16 protein-coding genes are annotated in these 17,560 nt (G+C 28.8%); 13 read left to right on the forward strand and 3 right to left on the reverse strand.

Annotation, left to right across the window (positions count from 1 at the left end; genetic code table 11):
• Positions 1-301 precede the first annotated feature (301 nt).
• Positions 302-1,009 carry a TVP38/TMEM64 family protein gene (locus tag EG57_RS0219045; protein ID WP_414629355.1) on the forward strand — a complete coding sequence of 236 codons (708 nt, stop codon included), beginning with the start codon at positions 302-304 and terminating at the stop codon, positions 1,007-1,009.
• Between the two features lie 98 nt (positions 1,010-1,107).
• Here the strand turns inward: EG57_RS0219045 and cooS are convergent, their stop codons facing one another.
• Complete coding sequence (gene cooS, locus EG57_RS0219050; RefSeq protein ID WP_032078724.1) at positions 1,108-3,000, reverse strand: anaerobic carbon-monoxide dehydrogenase catalytic subunit; 1,893 nt, start codon at positions 2,998-3,000, stop codon at positions 1,108-1,110.
• 457 nt (positions 3,001-3,457) lie between these two features.
• Here cooS and EG57_RS0219055 point away from each other — a divergent pair, with 457 nt between their 5' ends.
• Positions 3,458-4,333: a LysR family transcriptional regulator gene (locus tag EG57_RS0219055; RefSeq protein WP_032078725.1), complete on the forward strand. Its 876-nt coding sequence runs from the start codon at positions 3,458-3,460 to the stop codon at positions 4,331-4,333.
• Positions 4,334-4,516: 183 nt separating this feature from the next.
• Positions 4,517-5,071: a pyruvate kinase alpha/beta domain-containing protein gene (locus EG57_RS0219060; protein WP_032078726.1), complete on the forward strand. Its 555-nt coding sequence runs from the start codon at positions 4,517-4,519 to the stop codon at positions 5,069-5,071.
• A 77-nt stretch (positions 5,072-5,148) separates the two neighbouring features.
• Here the strand turns inward: EG57_RS0219060 and EG57_RS0219065 are convergent, their stop codons facing one another.
• On the reverse strand, positions 5,149-6,324 hold the full coding sequence (locus EG57_RS0219065) for a M20 metallopeptidase family protein (protein WP_032078727.1): 1,176 nt from the start codon (positions 6,322-6,324) through the stop codon (positions 5,149-5,151).
• A 43-nt stretch (positions 6,325-6,367) separates the two neighbouring features.
• A complete protein-coding gene (locus EG57_RS0219070; protein WP_032078728.1) occupies positions 6,368-7,558 on the reverse strand; it encodes a hypothetical protein in 1,191 nt (396 codons plus the stop codon).
• A 344-nt stretch (positions 7,559-7,902) separates the two neighbouring features.
• On the opposite strand from EG57_RS0219070, the gene EG57_RS0219075 reads away from it, so the two are divergent.
• The 10 genes from EG57_RS0219075 to EG57_RS0219120 all read left to right on the forward strand — a co-directional run bounded on the left by EG57_RS0219075 (position 7,903) and on the right by EG57_RS0219120 (position 17,222).
• Complete coding sequence (locus tag EG57_RS0219075) at positions 7,903-8,595, forward strand: response regulator transcription factor (protein ID WP_032078729.1); 693 nt, start codon at positions 7,903-7,905, stop codon at positions 8,593-8,595.
• A 121-nt stretch (positions 8,596-8,716) separates the two neighbouring features.
• Positions 8,717-10,045 carry an erythromycin esterase family protein gene (locus EG57_RS0219080; protein WP_032078730.1) on the forward strand — a complete coding sequence of 443 codons (1,329 nt, stop codon included), beginning with the start codon at positions 8,717-8,719 and terminating at the stop codon, positions 10,043-10,045.
• A 252-nt stretch (positions 10,046-10,297) separates the two neighbouring features.
• Positions 10,298-11,209: an ABC transporter ATP-binding protein gene (locus tag EG57_RS0219085; protein ID WP_032078731.1), complete on the forward strand. Its 912-nt coding sequence runs from the start codon at positions 10,298-10,300 to the stop codon at positions 11,207-11,209.
• Positions 11,202-11,942 carry an ABC transporter permease gene (locus EG57_RS0219090; protein WP_032078732.1) on the forward strand — a complete coding sequence of 247 codons (741 nt, stop codon included), beginning with the start codon at positions 11,202-11,204 and terminating at the stop codon, positions 11,940-11,942. The genes EG57_RS0219085 and EG57_RS0219090 overlap by 8 nt, the downstream gene beginning before the upstream one ends.
• Positions 11,943-11,951: 9 nt before the next feature.
• Positions 11,952-12,647, forward strand: a complete 696-nt coding sequence (locus EG57_RS0219095) for an ABC transporter permease (RefSeq protein ID WP_242859885.1) — start codon at positions 11,952-11,954, stop codon at positions 12,645-12,647.
• A gap of 140 nt (positions 12,648-12,787) precedes the next feature.
• Complete coding sequence (locus EG57_RS0219100; protein WP_032078734.1) at positions 12,788-13,711, forward strand: ABC transporter ATP-binding protein; 924 nt, start codon at positions 12,788-12,790, stop codon at positions 13,709-13,711.
• Entirely contained in the window at positions 13,704-14,447 is a 744-nt protein-coding gene (locus EG57_RS0219105) for an ABC transporter permease (RefSeq protein ID WP_032078735.1), read from the forward strand. Before EG57_RS0219100 ends, EG57_RS0219105 begins: the two co-directional genes overlap by 8 nt.
• A 141-nt stretch (positions 14,448-14,588) precedes the next feature.
• On the forward strand, positions 14,589-15,128 hold the full coding sequence (locus tag EG57_RS0219110; RefSeq protein WP_007059066.1) for a Chromate resistance protein ChrB: 540 nt from the start codon (positions 14,589-14,591) through the stop codon (positions 15,126-15,128).
• 276 nt (positions 15,129-15,404) lie between these two features.
• The gene (locus EG57_RS0219115; RefSeq protein WP_007064674.1) at positions 15,405-15,857 is read left to right on the forward strand and encodes a Fur family transcriptional regulator; all 453 of its coding nucleotides are present in this window, start codon (positions 15,405-15,407) and stop codon (positions 15,855-15,857) included.
• A gap of 168 nt (positions 15,858-16,025) precedes the next feature.
• Positions 16,026-17,222 carry an MFS transporter gene (locus EG57_RS0219120; RefSeq protein WP_032078736.1) on the forward strand — a complete coding sequence of 399 codons (1,197 nt, stop codon included), beginning with the start codon at positions 16,026-16,028 and terminating at the stop codon, positions 17,220-17,222.
• The last annotated feature ends 338 nt before the right edge of the window (positions 17,223-17,560 follow it).

Raw genomic sequence — 17,560 nt, forward strand, 5'->3', positions numbered from 1 at the left:
TACAGGTATTTTTATTCCTATAACCATGTTATTAAGTTTAATTGTTGCAATGCTAATTAAGAAGTTTAGTAAGTCACATATATTACAATTAAATTTAATTAGTACAACTTTAAATGTTTTAGTTTGTACTACTATATCCATAATAGTTTTAGGTAAGGAAAGAATACAAGTTGTTCCTGCCGCTATTATAAGAGAAGGAATAAAAGAATCTAATATAAATTTTTCTAGTATAAATATAGCATTATTGACTTTTTTAATATTTGGACTTATTTTATGTTTTTTTGAGAGAGGTGGGATTAAAGTGAAAAATGTGTTTAAAGGAAACATAATGAAAATTTTTTGCATTTTTATAGTTATTTGCTTATATGTTTTTGTGCCACCAATAAAATATAACGTGAATCAGGCAATTTCCGTATTGAAAAATGTAGATGTTAAATCAGCAAGAGAATATATACTTAGCTTTGGAATTTGGGCACCAGTCGTTTCTTTTTTACTAATGATATTACAATCCGTAATTGCACCGCTTCCAGCATTTATAATAACATTTGCTAATGCAGGACTTTTTGGATGGGTTAAAGGAGCAATGTTATCATGGTCAAGCGCTATGGCAGGAGCTGCATTATGTTATTATATTGCAAGAATTTTAGGAAGAGATGTAGTGGAAAAGCTTACAAGTAGAACAGCTTTAAAAAAGATTGATGAGTTTTTTGAAAGGTACGGTAAATATGCAGTTCTAATTGCCAGACTACTGCCTTTCATATCTTTTGATATAGTTAGTTATGCTGCAGGTTTAACATCTATGAGTTTTTGGTCATTCTTTGTGGCAACAGGTATAGGACAGCTTCCTGCAACTATTATATATTCTTATATAGGAGGAATGTTAACAGGTACAGTAAAAACATTTGTAATTGGTCTTTTAATGTTATTTGCATTAAGTGCATTAATTGTTTTGGTTAAAAAAATGTGGAATGATAAGAAAAAAGCTAATAATAAAATTAAAGAAATTTAAAATCAATGAATATTACTAATTGAAATATTCAAGTTAAAAGTTGTAATTTCAGTTGATGAAATAAAGCAGACATTTTAAAAATGTCTGCTTTGAAATTTTTATATATTTATTTTTTTACGTTTTGCTTCTATTCTTTGTACCATTTGCTCTGCTGCTTTAATTGGATCAGTTTCTACATAGAATTTAGCACCGTAGTCTTCTTCCATCTTATTTAATAAGTAATCCACAGCAAAAGGGGAACCTGTTACAGGAGGAACAACTCCTAGCCATGCATCTATACCGCTGCCTACTACGTAAGTTCCTATAGCTACAGCTTTTTCTGACATCCACTCTGGAGCTGCGCCAACTACTGGTAAGTCACTGATATCTACACCTAAATGATTTGCAAGTTCTCCAGCAAGTTGTAAGTTACGGCTGATATCAACACATGAACCTTGATGAAGAACTGGTGGAATACCTAATAAATTACATACAGTCTTAAGTCCAGGACCAGCGAGTTCCTTTGCTTCTGGTAACATTAAACCAGCTTTAGCTGCTGCATGAGCTGCACAACCAGTAACAATTATTATTACATCATGAGCAATTAGATATTTCATCATGTCTACATGACATGTATCATGTGGATTTTTTGGATTATTACAACCAACAATAGCTGCAGCGCCTCTTATAGTACCAGATACTATAACATCTGCAAGAGGTTTAACCGTTTGCATAGGTCCTATCTGTGAGTTAACAACTGTGTCAAGACTATTTACGATAGCCTCTGTACTAAATCCAACCATAGCTTCACATTTTTCATTAGGAATTAAAACTTTTTCTCTATCTCTATTTTTATAATTTAATATAGATTGTTTTAACATTTCTTTTGCAGAGTCATATGGATGCTCTTCATCAAATTCAATATACAAAGAATCTGTTATATGAGCTTTTGGTGAAGTTGTTATAAATTTAGTATGATAAGATTTTGAAAGTTTTGCAAGTGCTGGCATTATACATTGAACATCAACTATTAATCCTTCAACTGCACCTGTTATTACTGCAAGCTCCTGTTGTAGGAAGTTTCCTGCCATTTTAATACCATGTCTCATTGTTATTTCATTTCCTGTACAGCACATACCACAGACATTTATTCCTTCTGCTCCTTGAGCTTTTGCAAGAGCAATAAGTTCAGGATCTTCGGAAGCTGCAACAACTGCCTCTGAAAGTGATGGTTCATGACCATGTAATATAATGTTAACTTGATTAGTTTCTAATACACCTAGATTAGCTTCAGTTTGTACTGGTGATGGAGTTTTGAATAAAATGTCACTAATTTCAGTTGCAATATAAGAACCACCCCATCCGTCTCCAAGGGATGCTCGCATTGCCATGTTATAAAGATTTTTGGCATCTCCTGAACATCCAATATGAGTTGAGTGCATTATACTAACTATATCTTTATCAATTGATCTTGGAGTTACACCAAGTTTGTCCCAAACTTCTCTTCTCTTTGTAGGTAGAGCTTTTGAGAAAGCTAAGTTCCCATGAGGTTTACCAAATTCATTTAATGTAGCTGCAGCTATATCATGTGCTATATCATAAATGTCTCTTCCTTCAGTCTCAATGCTATATTTTTTAGCAACAGTCATAAGTTTCTTTTCGTCTCTTATATTTATTTGTCCATCTCTTGATGCATTTTCAAGATAAAGGCATAGTGATCTACCATGATCGGAGTGAGCGGCTGAACCAGCTGCACACATTCTTGCAAAGTTTCTTGCAACTATAACGTCTGCTGTAGCTCCACAAATACCTCTCTCTACACCTTTTCCAGGAACTGGACTTACTCTACAAGGTCCCATAACACAGTTCCTGCAGCATACACCTGCTGAGCCAAAACCACAAGGCGTTTTCATTTCAGCTTTTCTATCCCAAGCAGTTTCTACACCATCTTTTTTTGCCTTTGAAATAAGTTCTTCTTCTGCTCTTTTTATTAATAATCCTCTGTCTTCCATTAATAAAATACCTCCTTGTTTCTACAATAGATTCGTAAAATAGATTGTAGTTTTTTAAAATTGCTTATATACTAAAAGTAGAAAATTTAACATAGTAGGGGTAAGCTAATATGTCCTTGATGGGAGTAAAATATATTATTAGTCATAGATGAAACTAATTTGGGTTTTAGGTTTTTCCAAGACTACACTTATATATTTATAAAGATAAAATTTCTTAATGATTAACTATTTTTGATATTTTATGCAAGAAGAAAATATTCAATATAGTTTTTATTTTATCCATGATTATCCACTGCTGTACCCCTAATACGTTTACAATTAAATTATACGACAGATATTTACATTTGATAAACAACTTAAATTTATACTCATACAACTAAAAGTTATATTACTTTTTTAGTAATTTACAATTGAACAAATGATTATAAATAGTACATAAAAAGGTAGGTGCATTAGATTGGATATAAAACAACTAAAATATTTTTTACAGGTTTGTAAACATAAGAGCTTTTCCAGAGCTGCTAAAGAAATTTATATTACCCAACAGGGATTAAGCAAGGCAATTAACAATTTGGAAGAAGAACTTCAGTATCCTTTGTTTTATAATACATCTAAAGGAATTAGGATAACAAAGTATGGGGAGTATTTACAAAAACAATCCGAACATATTGTGCAAGAATTTGACTTGATTTTAGAAGGTTTAAATAAAATGGACAATATTAATGAGGGAACTTTAACAGTATGTTTTTCCTTTGGAGTTCTTAATGCATTGTCACCAGATATTATATCAGATTTTAAAGAAATGTATCCCAATGTTGAACTAATTGTAAAAACATATCCAGATTCAATTTGTGAAGAAGTAGTTATGAATGAAAATGTAGATTTAGCTGTTTCAATTGGTCCTGTTAATGAGAAAGATTTTAATGCCACTGTTATTAAAAGTCAACACCCTTGTATATTAGTAAATGAAAAAAATTCATTATGTAAAAAAACAGTAGTAGATTTTAGTGATCTTGAAGATGAAGATCTTATTGTTCTTAATGAAAAATTTCATTTTCATCGTAATTTTATTAATAAATGTAAAGAGGCAGGTTTTGAACCAAATATAGTTTTCACTACTTCAGAAATTATTGGCATTCATAAATTAAGTCATTTTAATAAAGGTATTGGAGTCAGTGTTGATTTTATGGCTAAGGACATTAACTATCCAGATGTTCATCCAATTCCATTTAAAGATCAATCTTTTGTGTGGGAAATCTGCTTAATAACTAAAAAAGATCGATTTCAGTCTAATTTAGTGAAAATATTCACAAAACATATGTTAAATCATTGATATAATAAGCATTGTAACTAATTAAATACAGTAGTAAAATATACATAAAAAAATGATATTAATATATTTCAGTTTGTAAGCTAGGAGGTAGGTTATTAGGGTTGTGAGCTACCTAAATTAGCTCCAAAAAAGATAATTTTGTTATAATGGTAAAATAGAAAGATTATAAAGGAGTTTAAGATTATGTATTTCAATAATAAAGGTAAAGAAAATACAAGTGATACTATTAATTTAGCATTAAAAACTGCAATTCAGAAAGGAATAAAGCATATTGTTGTAGCATCCTCAAAAGGTGGTACAGCAAAACTTTTAAAAAATGATAATGGAATAAATATTGTAGCTGTAACACATGCAAATGGGTATCCAGAAGCAGGAAAAAATGAAATTACAGTAGATGTTAGAAAAGAACTTGAAGAACTTGGAATAAAAATATTAACAACTACTCATGTATTAAGTGGGGCAGAAAGAGGAATTAGTAGAGCTTTTGGTGGAATTAATCCTGTTGAAATAATTGCTCAAACTTTAAGAATCTTTGGGCAAGGTACTAAAGTTTGTGTTGAAGTTTCAGTCATGGCCTTAGATGCAGGATTAATACCTTTTGGAGAACCAATTATTGCAATAGGTGGTTCAGCATACGGAGCTGATACTGCATTAATTTTAACACCTTCACATGCTAGCAGTATATTTGATGTTAAAATTCATGAGGTGATTTGTAAGCCTTCATACTATAATGAATAAATAATATTCTATAATAAAGGGAACATCCTTAGATTTCTGTAAATCAAATCTAAGGATGTTCCCTTTTATAAAATCAGTTATTTACATAGGTAGTCAATAGCAATTTGTGTATAGCAAGCAACACCAATTGGAAGTGCGTCTTCGTCAACGTTAAAATTATTTGAGTGATGTGAATAACAACAATTTTTTGCTTCATTTCGTCCACCAAGTAGCATTAGAGTACCTGGTATGTGTTCTAGATATTCTGACATATCTTCAGATCCCATTATTTTTCCACAAGACATTATTTTATCTTCACCAAGGAATTTTTCAATAGACTTTTTAGCAAATTTAGTACATTCTTCGTCGTTTGTAGTTGTTGCACATATGAAGTTATAATTATATTCATAATCACAGCCATATGCTTCACAGGTGCTTTTTACTATTTTTTCAACCCATTCAGGAATTTTCTTTCTGGTATATGAGTTGAAAGCTCTATTCATTCCTTCCATTTTAACAGATCCAGGTGTAACATTAAACCTTTCTCCACCATGAATAGTACCTATATTTATAACTATTGGTGATCTGACATCATTAATTCTGCTGACAATAGATTGAATTCCGTTTATTACAGCTGAAGCACATACAATGGCATCAACACCTTGCCAAGGTGATGAACCATGACAAGATTTACCTTTTATCGTGAGATCCCATATATCTCCACTTGCCATAAAAGGTCCTTCTTTAAGCACTACTTTTCCAACAGGAATATCAGACCATATATGCATACCAAATATAAAATCAACATCAGGATTTTTTAATACGCCACCTTCTACTAGCTTTTTTGCCCCAGCAGCAACTTCTTCAGCTGGTTGGAATATAAATTTAACAGTACCATTAAGTTGTTCCTTCATTTCCGATAAAAGTTTTGCTGCACCTAAAAGCATAGAAGTATGACAATCGTGACCACAAGCATGCATGAATCCAATATTTTCTGAAGTAAAAGGTAATCCTGTATCTTCTGTTACTGAGAGTGCATCCATATCAGCTCTAAGAGCAATAACTTTTCCAGTACATGCTCCTTTAAGTATTCCAATAACTCCAGTTTCTCCAATATGTTCTACCTTAATGCCCATTTTTATAAGTTCTTCACTTACAATTTTAGAAGTTCGGAATTCTTTAAAAGATTGTTCTGGATGTTTGTGAAAGTCTCTTCTATATTTAACTACCCAATCCTGTATTTCTTTAGCTTTTTTAAGTATATCAGTATTCAATATAATACGCCTCCTGTCTAAAATTTTATAATTAATAAATTATTTATAATAAATTTATAAATATGCTTGCTATAATAACGGATGCTATAGATACTGTTGCAAAACCACCTACAAGCATTCGTGGAAGAAGTATGTCCACAACATAAAGTCGTTCATCTTCAGTTTTACTCACTGATTTACATACTTCATTAGTTATAATATAATCTGCAGGAAAACCAAATAATGATGTAAGAGCACAAGCAAATCCCATTTCCTTTGTAAAACCAAAAAATTTTCCAACTATCATAGACATTATGAACATACCCAAAATACCTAAAACTATTAAAGTAACTATTGGGATCAGCATTCTTACAAGTTGTGCTGGTCCAACGGCCGAAAGTCCTGCAAATACATAAGCTAATAAACCAGATATAAGCCATGAAAAAACTCCAGCTGTAACAAGAGCACTTTCTTCAAGAAATCCAATTTCACAAAATATAACACCAAATACTAAACATACAATATACTGATTTATAGCACCATGAGTAAGTCCTGAGACCCAACTTGCCAAAATTGCAACAATCATCACCTTAAAAAGTATCAAACTTGTCGTTCTATAATTTTCAGGAACAGGTGGTATAAGTTTCTTACATACACTGTTTTCAGTTAGTTGTTTACTATTTTTAATTTCTGTTTCATTAGGACCATTTTTTCTGAAATCTTTAAGCAATCTTTTACCTTCTCTTTTAAGACACCAAGAAGTTAGAGGATATCCGAAAAAACTGTGAGTTATAAACATTGCTATTGGTAGTGCAGCAAGTGCCATAAGCCCTTTTGCTTTTAATGCTTCAGACATTAGAAGTGCTGCTACTATTCCTCCAGTTAGAGGAGGAGTTGCAGATACAACTACATGCCAATCAAAGAAAAATCTGCCTATGGTCATGGTCATAAAAACAGTTCCACATATACCGAATACTGCAATTAAAACAGCCTTCCATTGTTCTATAAGCTTTTTTAAACTCATAAGAGTACCAAGATGCACTAAAAGTAAGCTCATACATATAGATACAAAATTATCACCAAAAGAAGCTTGAGAGACTACATCTTTAGGTACAAAAGTCCAAAATCCTATCATAAATAATACTGCTGATAAAAATACAGAAGGAATATAAGCTTTTGTTTTAGTGGATACTGCTTCACCAATGAATAGAAATGCCATTACTATGGCGAAACATCCAATTGCATTGAATTTCATATTTATTCACTCCTTATACAAATAAAAAATATAATAACTTATTAATATATAAATTATTAGATAGTGGTGGATTTTAGAACTGTATATATTTACCAATAATGTGTGCACAATTCACATTATTAGTGATTTTAAATAAAATTGTTTAAAATTTGCATAAATATAAATTAATTTATAAAACTGAGAAGTTAAGAAAACAAAAAATATGTTTTATTTAATAATTTTATAAGAAACATAAATTTTTGTTGAAGATCATTTAATGAAGTGGAAGAAATAGAGAATAGTTAAATTAAACAAAATATATGTTATAATATTACATATATTTTGTTTAATGTGAGGGCTGAACTATGAATGAAAATATTAACATATTAATAGTAGAAGATGATAATGGTATAAATACTTTACTTGCAAAGCTGATGGAGAAAAAGGGATACAATGTAGTGCAAGCTTATTCTGGTACAGAAGCTATGCTGCATATTGAAGCTAAAGATTTTCAACTTGTAATATTGGATTTGATGCTTCCTGGAATCACGGGAGAAGAATTGATTAAAAATATAAGAAAGGATAAGGAAATGCCTGTAATTGTAATTTCGGCTAAAATTGATAAAAAAGATAAAATAGAATTGCTTAATTTAGGAGCAGATGATTATATTACAAAGCCTTTTGATATAGAGGAAGTATGTGCTAGAGTTTATTCAAATTTAAGGAGATATACGAAATTTAATAATAACAATAGTACAAATGAAAATTTGATTTATAAAGATATAGTTTTAAATAAAGAAACTAAAGAAGTTTCTGTAAATGGTAAAAATATAAATCTTACTGCAAGAGAGTTTGAAATACTTGAATTGCTTTTAATGCATCCTAAAAAAGTATTTTCAAAGGCGAATTTATTTGAAAGCGTTTGGGGAGAAGAATACCTTGGTGATGATAATACGGTAAATGTCCATATGAGCAATTTAAGAAGTAAGTTACAAAAGGCTAATCCAAAAGAAGAGTACATAGAAACTATATGGGGAATGGGATATAAGATTGTATAGACAATAAATAAGCTTAAAGGACAAACTTAAGGTTTTCTTAAGAAGTTCTTTAAGTTTTTTTTAGTTCCAATTTATAGAATAAGCTTAAGCTATTAAGTTAATTATTATAGGAGGAAAAATTATGAAAATAAAAAGCAAATTAATGAAAGTATTGATATGCATATTTGGAGTTTTAATTTTAATTGCATCTGGTACTTTAAGTATGAATAAAATTTCAGAATCAAAGAATGGTAAGGTATTGAAAAATAAAGTAATACCTTTAAAAACAGTAAAAGCTGAAAGTGGGTTTGAAGATTTAAAACCTCTTGAAAGTGTATTAAAAGATAAAAAAATTGTATCTATAGGAGAAGCTACACATGGTACAAAAGAATTCTTTCAAATGAAACATCGTATGTTAGAATTTTTAGTGACAAAAATGGAATATAGATTATTTGCTATGGAGGCAGGTTTTGGAGATGCTCAGGTAGTTAATGATTATATACTTTATGGAAAAGGAAATGTTAATGATGCTGTTAAAGCTTTAAAATACTGGACATGGAAAACTGAAGAAGTATCCAGCATGATAGAGTGGATGAGAAATTATAATAAAGATGATAATAATAAAACAAAAATAAAATTTTATGGCTTTGATGTTCAATCTACAAAAATTGAAAAAGAAAAAGTTTTAGATTATTTAAAAGTAGTGGATGGTAATTCAATTAATAAATATGAAAGCGTATTTAGCAAATTTAATGATGATAATGTATCTTCACTTGAAAAAGACAAATTAGCAAGTGTAAAAAACAACATTAAGGAATTATTAAGTGATTTTGATAAAAATAAAGAACTGTATATTTCAAGGTCTTCTGATAGTGAATATAAAATGGTTTATCAAGATTTAAACAATATCTATAAATGTTTGCAAGTAAAATCCCAAGCTGGAATGGAGTATACTAATACTAGGGATAAGTATATGGCTGAAAATGTTAAATGGATTTTAGATTATGAAAAACAATTTGGAAATGATAAAATCATGCTTTGGGCACATAATGGACATGTAACTAAAGAAATGCCAAATTATACTTCTATGGGATCACATTTAAAAAAGATGTTTAGTAATGATATGTATGTTATAGGAATGGAATTTTATAAAGGAAATTTTAGAGCATATCCAATTAGCAACAGCAAAAGTGCGCACATTAAGGAATTTACTATAAAAAATTCTTCATCTTTTACATTTGCTCATAATCTTCATAATTTAAATATACCTTTATACTTTATGGATTTTAATTCTGCAGCTCAAGATAAAGGTATAAAGCAGTGGTTATCAAACTTAAAGTTAATACATGCTATTGGTGCTGAATATTCAAAATATAATCCTATTGGGTCCTATGCACCACAAATTCCTTTAAATTCTTATGATGGAATGATATTTATAGACAATATATCGCAGTCTAAGGCAATTAATTAGTTAGAAGATGATTTTAAATCTATAATGATTTTTTATGGTTACTCTAGAAAATCTCAAGAACAAGTATAAAAATAGTTGCAGCAATGTGGCTATTTTTTATTTCCAATATTAAAACTTAAGGTTTTCTTAAGGAGTTCTTTAAGTTTTCTTATATGCAGAATTATACAATGATATCAACAGGTTGGTTGAGATAGAGCCAAAGTAATTAATAGATAATACATTTGTAAATATAGATTTTGGAGGAGATTTTTTATGAAGGAAGTTTTAAAAATTAATAATGTAACTAAGGTTTATGGAAAACAAACAGTTCTTGATAAGGTTAGTTTATCACTAGAAGAAGGAGAAGTTATTGGGCTTATAGGACCAAATGGTGCCGGAAAAACTACACTTATGAAAATTATCACTAAACTTATTAAAAAATATGATGGAGATGTTTATATAAATGATGAAAATATAAAAAATAATAAAAGACATGATACAAAACAGATAGGTTGTGTAATAGAAACACCTGGTTTTTATCCAGAATTAACGGGGTATGAAAACTTATTATTTTTCTCTGAAATATCAGGTCTTAAAGATAAAGGAGAAATTAATGAAATAGTTAAAAGATTAGGCATTGAAGGTTATATAAATAAGAAAGCAAAAAATTATTCTTTAGGAATGAAACAAAGAATTGGAATAGCTCAAGCAGTTTTATCCTATCCACCTATACTTGTATTAGATGAGCCAACTAATGGACTAGATCCTGCTATAGTACCAGAACTTAGAGAGTTTATAAAATATATAGCAAAGGAAAAGCATAGGGCAGTACTTATATCCAGTCATATTCTTTCTGAAATAGAGTTAATGTGTGATAAGGTTGCATTTATACAGCAGGGAAAAATAATTAAAGTTGAAAGCTTAAAGAAAAGTGAGAAAGATAATGCACTTGTTGCTTTTGTAACAAGTAAATTAGAAGAATTAAAGAAATTTTTTAATGGTAAAAATTTGGAGTACAAAGTACTAAGTGAAGATAAACTTGAAGCTCAATTAAAGCTTAATGAACTAGAAAATTTAGTTTCAAGTATAGGCAAAGAAAACATACCACTTAGAGGTGTATATGAAATAAAAGAAAGCTTAGAAGAAAAATATTTAAAAACTATGGAGGTAGAAAAGAATGCATAAGCTATTAAAAATGTCCTGGCTTAATGTTAAAAACACAGCATATTCAAAAGAGTTTTTGTTAGGAATAATTGCAGCTTTTGCTTATTCAATGTTATGGATTTGTTTTGTACATCCACCATTATATGGACTTGAGGGTTATGGTTTTGAATTTGGACGTTTTTTATATGTAATGATATTGTATGCAGCGGTTTCAATTTTAAGAAATGATATAAAATCTAATTGTATTAAAACTGTTTTTACGGGGGTTTTTAGTAGAACGGAAATAATGATTTCAAAATCAATAGGTTTAATTATATGGGGAATTATTTTCTCTATAATGGTTGAAGTGAATAATATATTAGCATCGATTATTTTGTATAAGAAGATAGGAATCAATGGTTTTTTAGCATTTAATCATTTACAATTATTTATCACTTATATTATTATAGCATTTTCTATGGGAGCGCTTATGCTTTTAATAATTTCTATAATATTTAGTGAAAGCAAATTCATTTTATTTTTTATAATGATACTTAGTTTGATAAATTTTTATAGTTCATTCATTTCAGTTGCAATTGGAAATCATCCAGAATTAATAAGTAAATTTTCTACTTATATGAAAACACCATTTTATAATACAATAGCATTAATGCAAGGATATTTTAGTATGCAATCAATACTAATAAATATAATTTGGGCAGTGATATTTTGTGTTTTGGCTACACTCATTATTAACAGAAGAGAAATTAAGTAATAGGAGAAGGTGATTATTTTGGAACGAGTTTTAAAGATTATTACATTGGATATAAGAAAAAAAGGCTTTTTTAAGAATTTATTAATTTGTTTATTTGCTGTAGCTTGTATTTTGTTTTTAATTTGTGCAAAAGGTGAAGTGCAAGCAATGCCTAAAATGATGCTGCAGATAATATCGTATATACTTTTAGTTGTTTTTAGTTTTTCATTAACACAGGAATTTTCGAATAAAACAGATAAGATGATATTTACAGGTATATTCAGTAGAATAGAAATAATGTTTTCCAAATTGAGCAGCTTTATAATTGCAGCTATAGTATGCTTTATATTCTATGAAATTTTATCAATTGCCTGCAATACTTTTGATTCAAAAATGCTGCTTAATAATTTATATGCATTTATTGTCTTTGCATTTACTTTAGGCACTTTTGAATTGTTAGTTTCAGTTTTTAGTTCTAATTTTTTACTTGCTGGAATTATCGGCTATGTGCTGTATTTTGATTTGATATTAGTACTTTTAAATCAGGCTTTAGGATCTGGTAGAAGTGAAGCTGTAAAGCATGTTATAAAAAGTTTACCTTTTTATATAGCTAATACTGGATTTTACAGTGGAGGATATACTGCGAATCAATCTATTATTATGATATGCTGTGGAGTGTTATTTTTAATAGCAGCCTGTGCTGCAATTAATAGAAAGGATATATAGATGTTGGCAGATTATAAATTAAAAAATATTCATTGAGTAATAACAAACAAGTGGTATAATTTTTATGTTGGTTAGATAAAGGATAGATTAGTAATAATGTATTTATAAAACTAGAAAATTTGTGGAGGAAATCTTATAGTATGAATAGTTCAATTTTGAAGATTAGCAAGGTCACTAAAAAATATAAAAATACTAATGTGCTTGATAATGTAACAATGACAATAAAAAAGGGACAAATATATGGACTCATTGGTTTAAATGGAGCAGGAAAAAGTACATTAATAAGAATTATAACAGGACTTGTGTCAGAAGATAGTGGCAGTATTGAACTATTTGGTGAACATGAAAAAGATAAAATAGAGCATAGTAGAAAAAGAATAGGTGCTATTATAGAGACTCCAGCACTTTATGAAAATAAAACGGTTTATGAAAATATGCATATTAATAGAATTCAAAAGGGGATACCAGGAAAAGAATGTATAGAAAAAGTACTAGATATGGTAGGATTAAATGACATAAAGGATAAAAAAGTAAAAATATTATCTTTAGGAACTAAACAGATAATAGGAATAGCCATGGCTTTACTTGGTGAACCAGAATTTTTAATTTTAGATGAACCCATTAACGGACTAGATCCAATTAGAATAATTGAAATACGTGAATTATTAAAGAAATTAAATGAAGAATATGGAGTTACAATGCTTATTTCTAGTCATATATTAGGAGAACTTTATCATATTGCAAATCATTATGGAATAATTCATAAGGGTAAACTAATAGAAGAAATAACTATAGATGAATTAAATGATAGATGCAAAAAATTTATTCATATTAAAGTTGATAATGCCGCTAATGCTGCTGTCATACTAAACAAGAAATTAAACACACTAAATTATAATGTTTTGCCTGGCAATGTTATTAAGTTATACGATTATATAGAAGAATCAGGAAAAGTAACAGAAATTCTTGTAAAAGAAGGAGTTACAGTAGAGCAAATAATGCCTATGGGAGAAGATTTAGAAACATATTTTGCCCAAGTTATAGGAGGATTAGAAAATGTCTAATTTGTTGAAGGTAGAATTTTATAAATTAAAAACTTCAAAAATATTTTATTTAACTATGTTTTTAAATTTACTTCAAGGCATTGCAGTTTATGCATTTTCAGAAAATTTTAAATTGATGAGTGGAAAACAAGCATTTACATTTATACTTTCAATACAAAGTTCATTAGCTTTAGATATTTTAATAGGAATTTTTGCGTCTGATTATATAGTTACAGAATTTTCATCAGGATATATTAAAAATTTAATTTCCTATGGGCATAAAAGAATTGATATTTTTGTGTCAAAAAGTATAGTTTATTATATTGGTATTATAGTTATAACATTTATACCAGCATTAGTACTATCCTCCATAAATACAAAAGTAAATGGATATGGAGAAATATTTAACCTTTATTCCATAATATTTTTAATAAAATTATTTTTAATTATAATGATTATATATATAGCTATAGGAAGTATATTTGTTCTAACAGCATTTATATCTAGAAATGCTAATATTACTATTATTGTAATTGTGTTTTTAGATTTTGCTAATAGAATTCTTGATATAATAGCTGTTCAAAAAAAATCATTGGAATGGATTTTCTATAAAAGTATATTTGCACAACCAGGTATTGTGCTATCAGATAAAGCTACGACATCTGAAATCTTACAAGCAGTACTTATATCAGTAGTAATTATAGTAGTAACTACAGTAGTAGGTATTTATGTATTCAATAAATCAGATATTAAATAAAATCTATATAAATTATGAGATTTTAATAACTTCAAAAATATAGATTAGAGAGAATAATAAATTTATTGTAAGAGTTTACTTAGTTTTATGATATACTTTTGAATAAGAACTTTTTATTATTAGAAAGGATGAAAGTAACTTATGAGTATGAAATTTTTAGCTCTTACATATAAAGTTCCAAGCAATACTTCTAAAAACAGGGTATATATTTGGAGAAAAATCAAAGATATAGGAGCTGTTTATTTACAGCAGGGAGTAGCTTTGCTTCCATATGAGGAAAGGTTATTTGAAATTTTAAAAGATCTTAGAGAAGAGGTTAATAATTTAGGTGGAAAGTCAACTTTAAGTGAACTTAACTTTATAAGTGAAGATGATGAAAAATGTATTATATCAGAATTTAAAAAGCAGATAGATGAAGAATATATTGAATTTGAAGATAACTGCCAAAGATTAATATATGAACTTGATCGTGAGACTGAAAATGGAAAGTTTAAATTTTCTGAGCTTCAAGAGAATGAGGAAGAGTTAAAAAAATTTCAACGTTGGTATGAAAAAATCACTAGTAGGGATTATTTCCATTCAGAAAGAAAATGCAGCTCAAAAGAAATGTTCGAAAAAGCAAAAGCAAGATTACAGGAATATTCACATGAAGTTTATAAAAATGACAAGGTACACCAGTAAACTGGGTTGAAGTAAACCAAGTGATATTGTAATGTTTTTGATTTTAGACAAACTTAATATTGAAGAACAAGTTAAAAATTCTTTATGAAATTAATATACATAGAGAGTTTTTATTTTTTTGCATTTTAAAAATATAATTGACGTTACATGTAACAAGTGTTACAATAAACATATGTTACATGTAACGTCAATAAAATATTTCGAGACGTAGATAAAAAACTATATCCAGAACTTTTTGATTGCTGTCTAAAAATTTTGAAAATACGAGAGGTATTTATGGAGAATTTATTAGAAAAAGTAAAAAATGATTTAAAAATAAAGGGGGTTAAAGTAACACTGCAAAGACAAAAAATATTAGATGTTATTATTAAAAATCAACATAAGCATCTAACTACTGAGGAAATTTATATGATCATACGAAAGGAATATCCTGAAATTGGCCTTGCCACTGTTTACAGGACTATGCAACTATTGGAGCAAAACAGTATAGTTTGTAAATTTGATTTTGATGAAGATGGAATTAGATATGAATTTATGGAACCAGGTAATGAACATCAACATCCTCATTTTATATGTAAAGAGTGTGGTAAAGTATATCCAATAAAGGACACTATGTTAGGTTTTGTCAAAAATAAAATTGAGAAGAAATATAATTTGAAAATAATTAATTATAGTCTTAAATTTTATGGGGTTTGTGCAAATTGTAATAAGGAACTTTCGGAGAAATAGATAGTACATATGATTCTTAATTTTGTACATTCAGCTTCAGTTGGGTAAGTTGTAAAATTGAATTTTTAAGATAATTAATAGAACATGAAGTAGGTGGTAAGATATTAGGATATAAGGAAGTTTAGCAATTATATTATTTTAACAATTAAAATTTTGGAGGTTTTGAAAATGAATAATGTTATTTCAAAAAATATAGATGATACAAAAAGTTATTCGCTAATTACATTGATACTGTTTTGGTCAGGATTAGTTATAATGTCTAGTTTGTATGTTACAATTCCATTGGTTTCAACATTTTCACAAATTTTTTCAGTGGAGGTTTCTAAAGCTGTATGGAGTAGTAGTGGATTTTCACTTTGTTTTGCAATTGGTTGTTTGTGTCATGGACCATTATCTGATCGTTATGGTCGTAAAAAAGTAATAATTATTGGATTGAGTGCTTTGACGATTATTTCTTTCCTTTTAGGAACAGTACATAACTTAGTAACACTTATTACACTTCGTGGAATGCAAGGAGTAGCAGCAGCAACTTTTTCACCTGTAGCTCTTTCATATGCAGTAGAATTATTTCCACCTAAAAAAAGAGTTGTAGCTATTGGATTTATAAGTACAGGATTTTTGATGGCAGGAATAATTGGACAAGTTTTTAGTAGTTTTGTAAATCAGCATATAGGATGGAACTTTGTATTTTATATTCTTGGACTTATATATTTAATGACTACTTTATTAATAATACTATTTATACCTAATATTCCTATAAGTCAGCCAGATAATAATATTTCAAAGGTATTTAAACAGATGAAAAGTGTATTTAAAATAAAATCATTGAAATATGCATATATTATTGCTTTAGTATTATTGTTGTCATTTGTCGGTATGTACAGTGCCTTAGGTAGTTTTCTAAGTAGTCCTAAATTTAATTTTACTACTCAACAAATATTATACGTGAGACTTATAGGAATTATTGGAATGGTGCTGTCACCATATGCAGGAAAGTTAGTTGAAAAATTCAGTATTATATCTGTTCTTAGAGGTTCGTTATTACTTTCAATTATAGGACTTGCATTGATAGGAATTAGTACAAATGCTTTATTTATGATTATTATGAGTGTGATTTTTGTAATAGGTATTGCAATTACTACTCCAACTTTGATCTCATTAATTGGTGTGCTTGGAGGAAAAACAAGAGGTTCAGCAGTTTCTATGTATACTTTTATATTATTTTTAGGTGCTAGTATTGGACCAGTTTTAACTATGCGATTACTTAAGACTGGAAGTTACACTATTACTTTCACATCACTTGCAGCTTGTTTAGTGATAGGAATATTGGCTACATTCTTTATAAATTTAGAGAAAAATGTCTAGGAGATAAATATCATAAAAAATAATTCATAATATAAGCATATTGCGACTCAAGCGTATGTAAGCGAAGTAACTTTCAACTGTATTCCGGCTGATATATGCTGTGAAGGAAAACTCACTTCATTAAGAAGTTCTAATGCTTGAGATATTGAAAAATTTCTACCTCCTCAAATGCGACGTCCTGTCGCTTTCGGAGCTTTTGCCGTCCTGGCAAAAATTACGAAATTTTTCAATATCTCAAGCAAAGAACTTCTAAAATTTGTTCGCATCTTCCTTCACAGCATATATCAGTCTCCATACAGTTGAAAGTTACTTCTTAGTGCATTACGTGTATATATTAC

The sequence above is a fragment of the Clostridium drakei genome (assembly GCF_000633595.2).
Taxonomy (GTDB): domain Bacteria; phylum Bacillota; class Clostridia; order Clostridiales; family Clostridiaceae; genus Clostridium_AM; species Clostridium_AM drakei.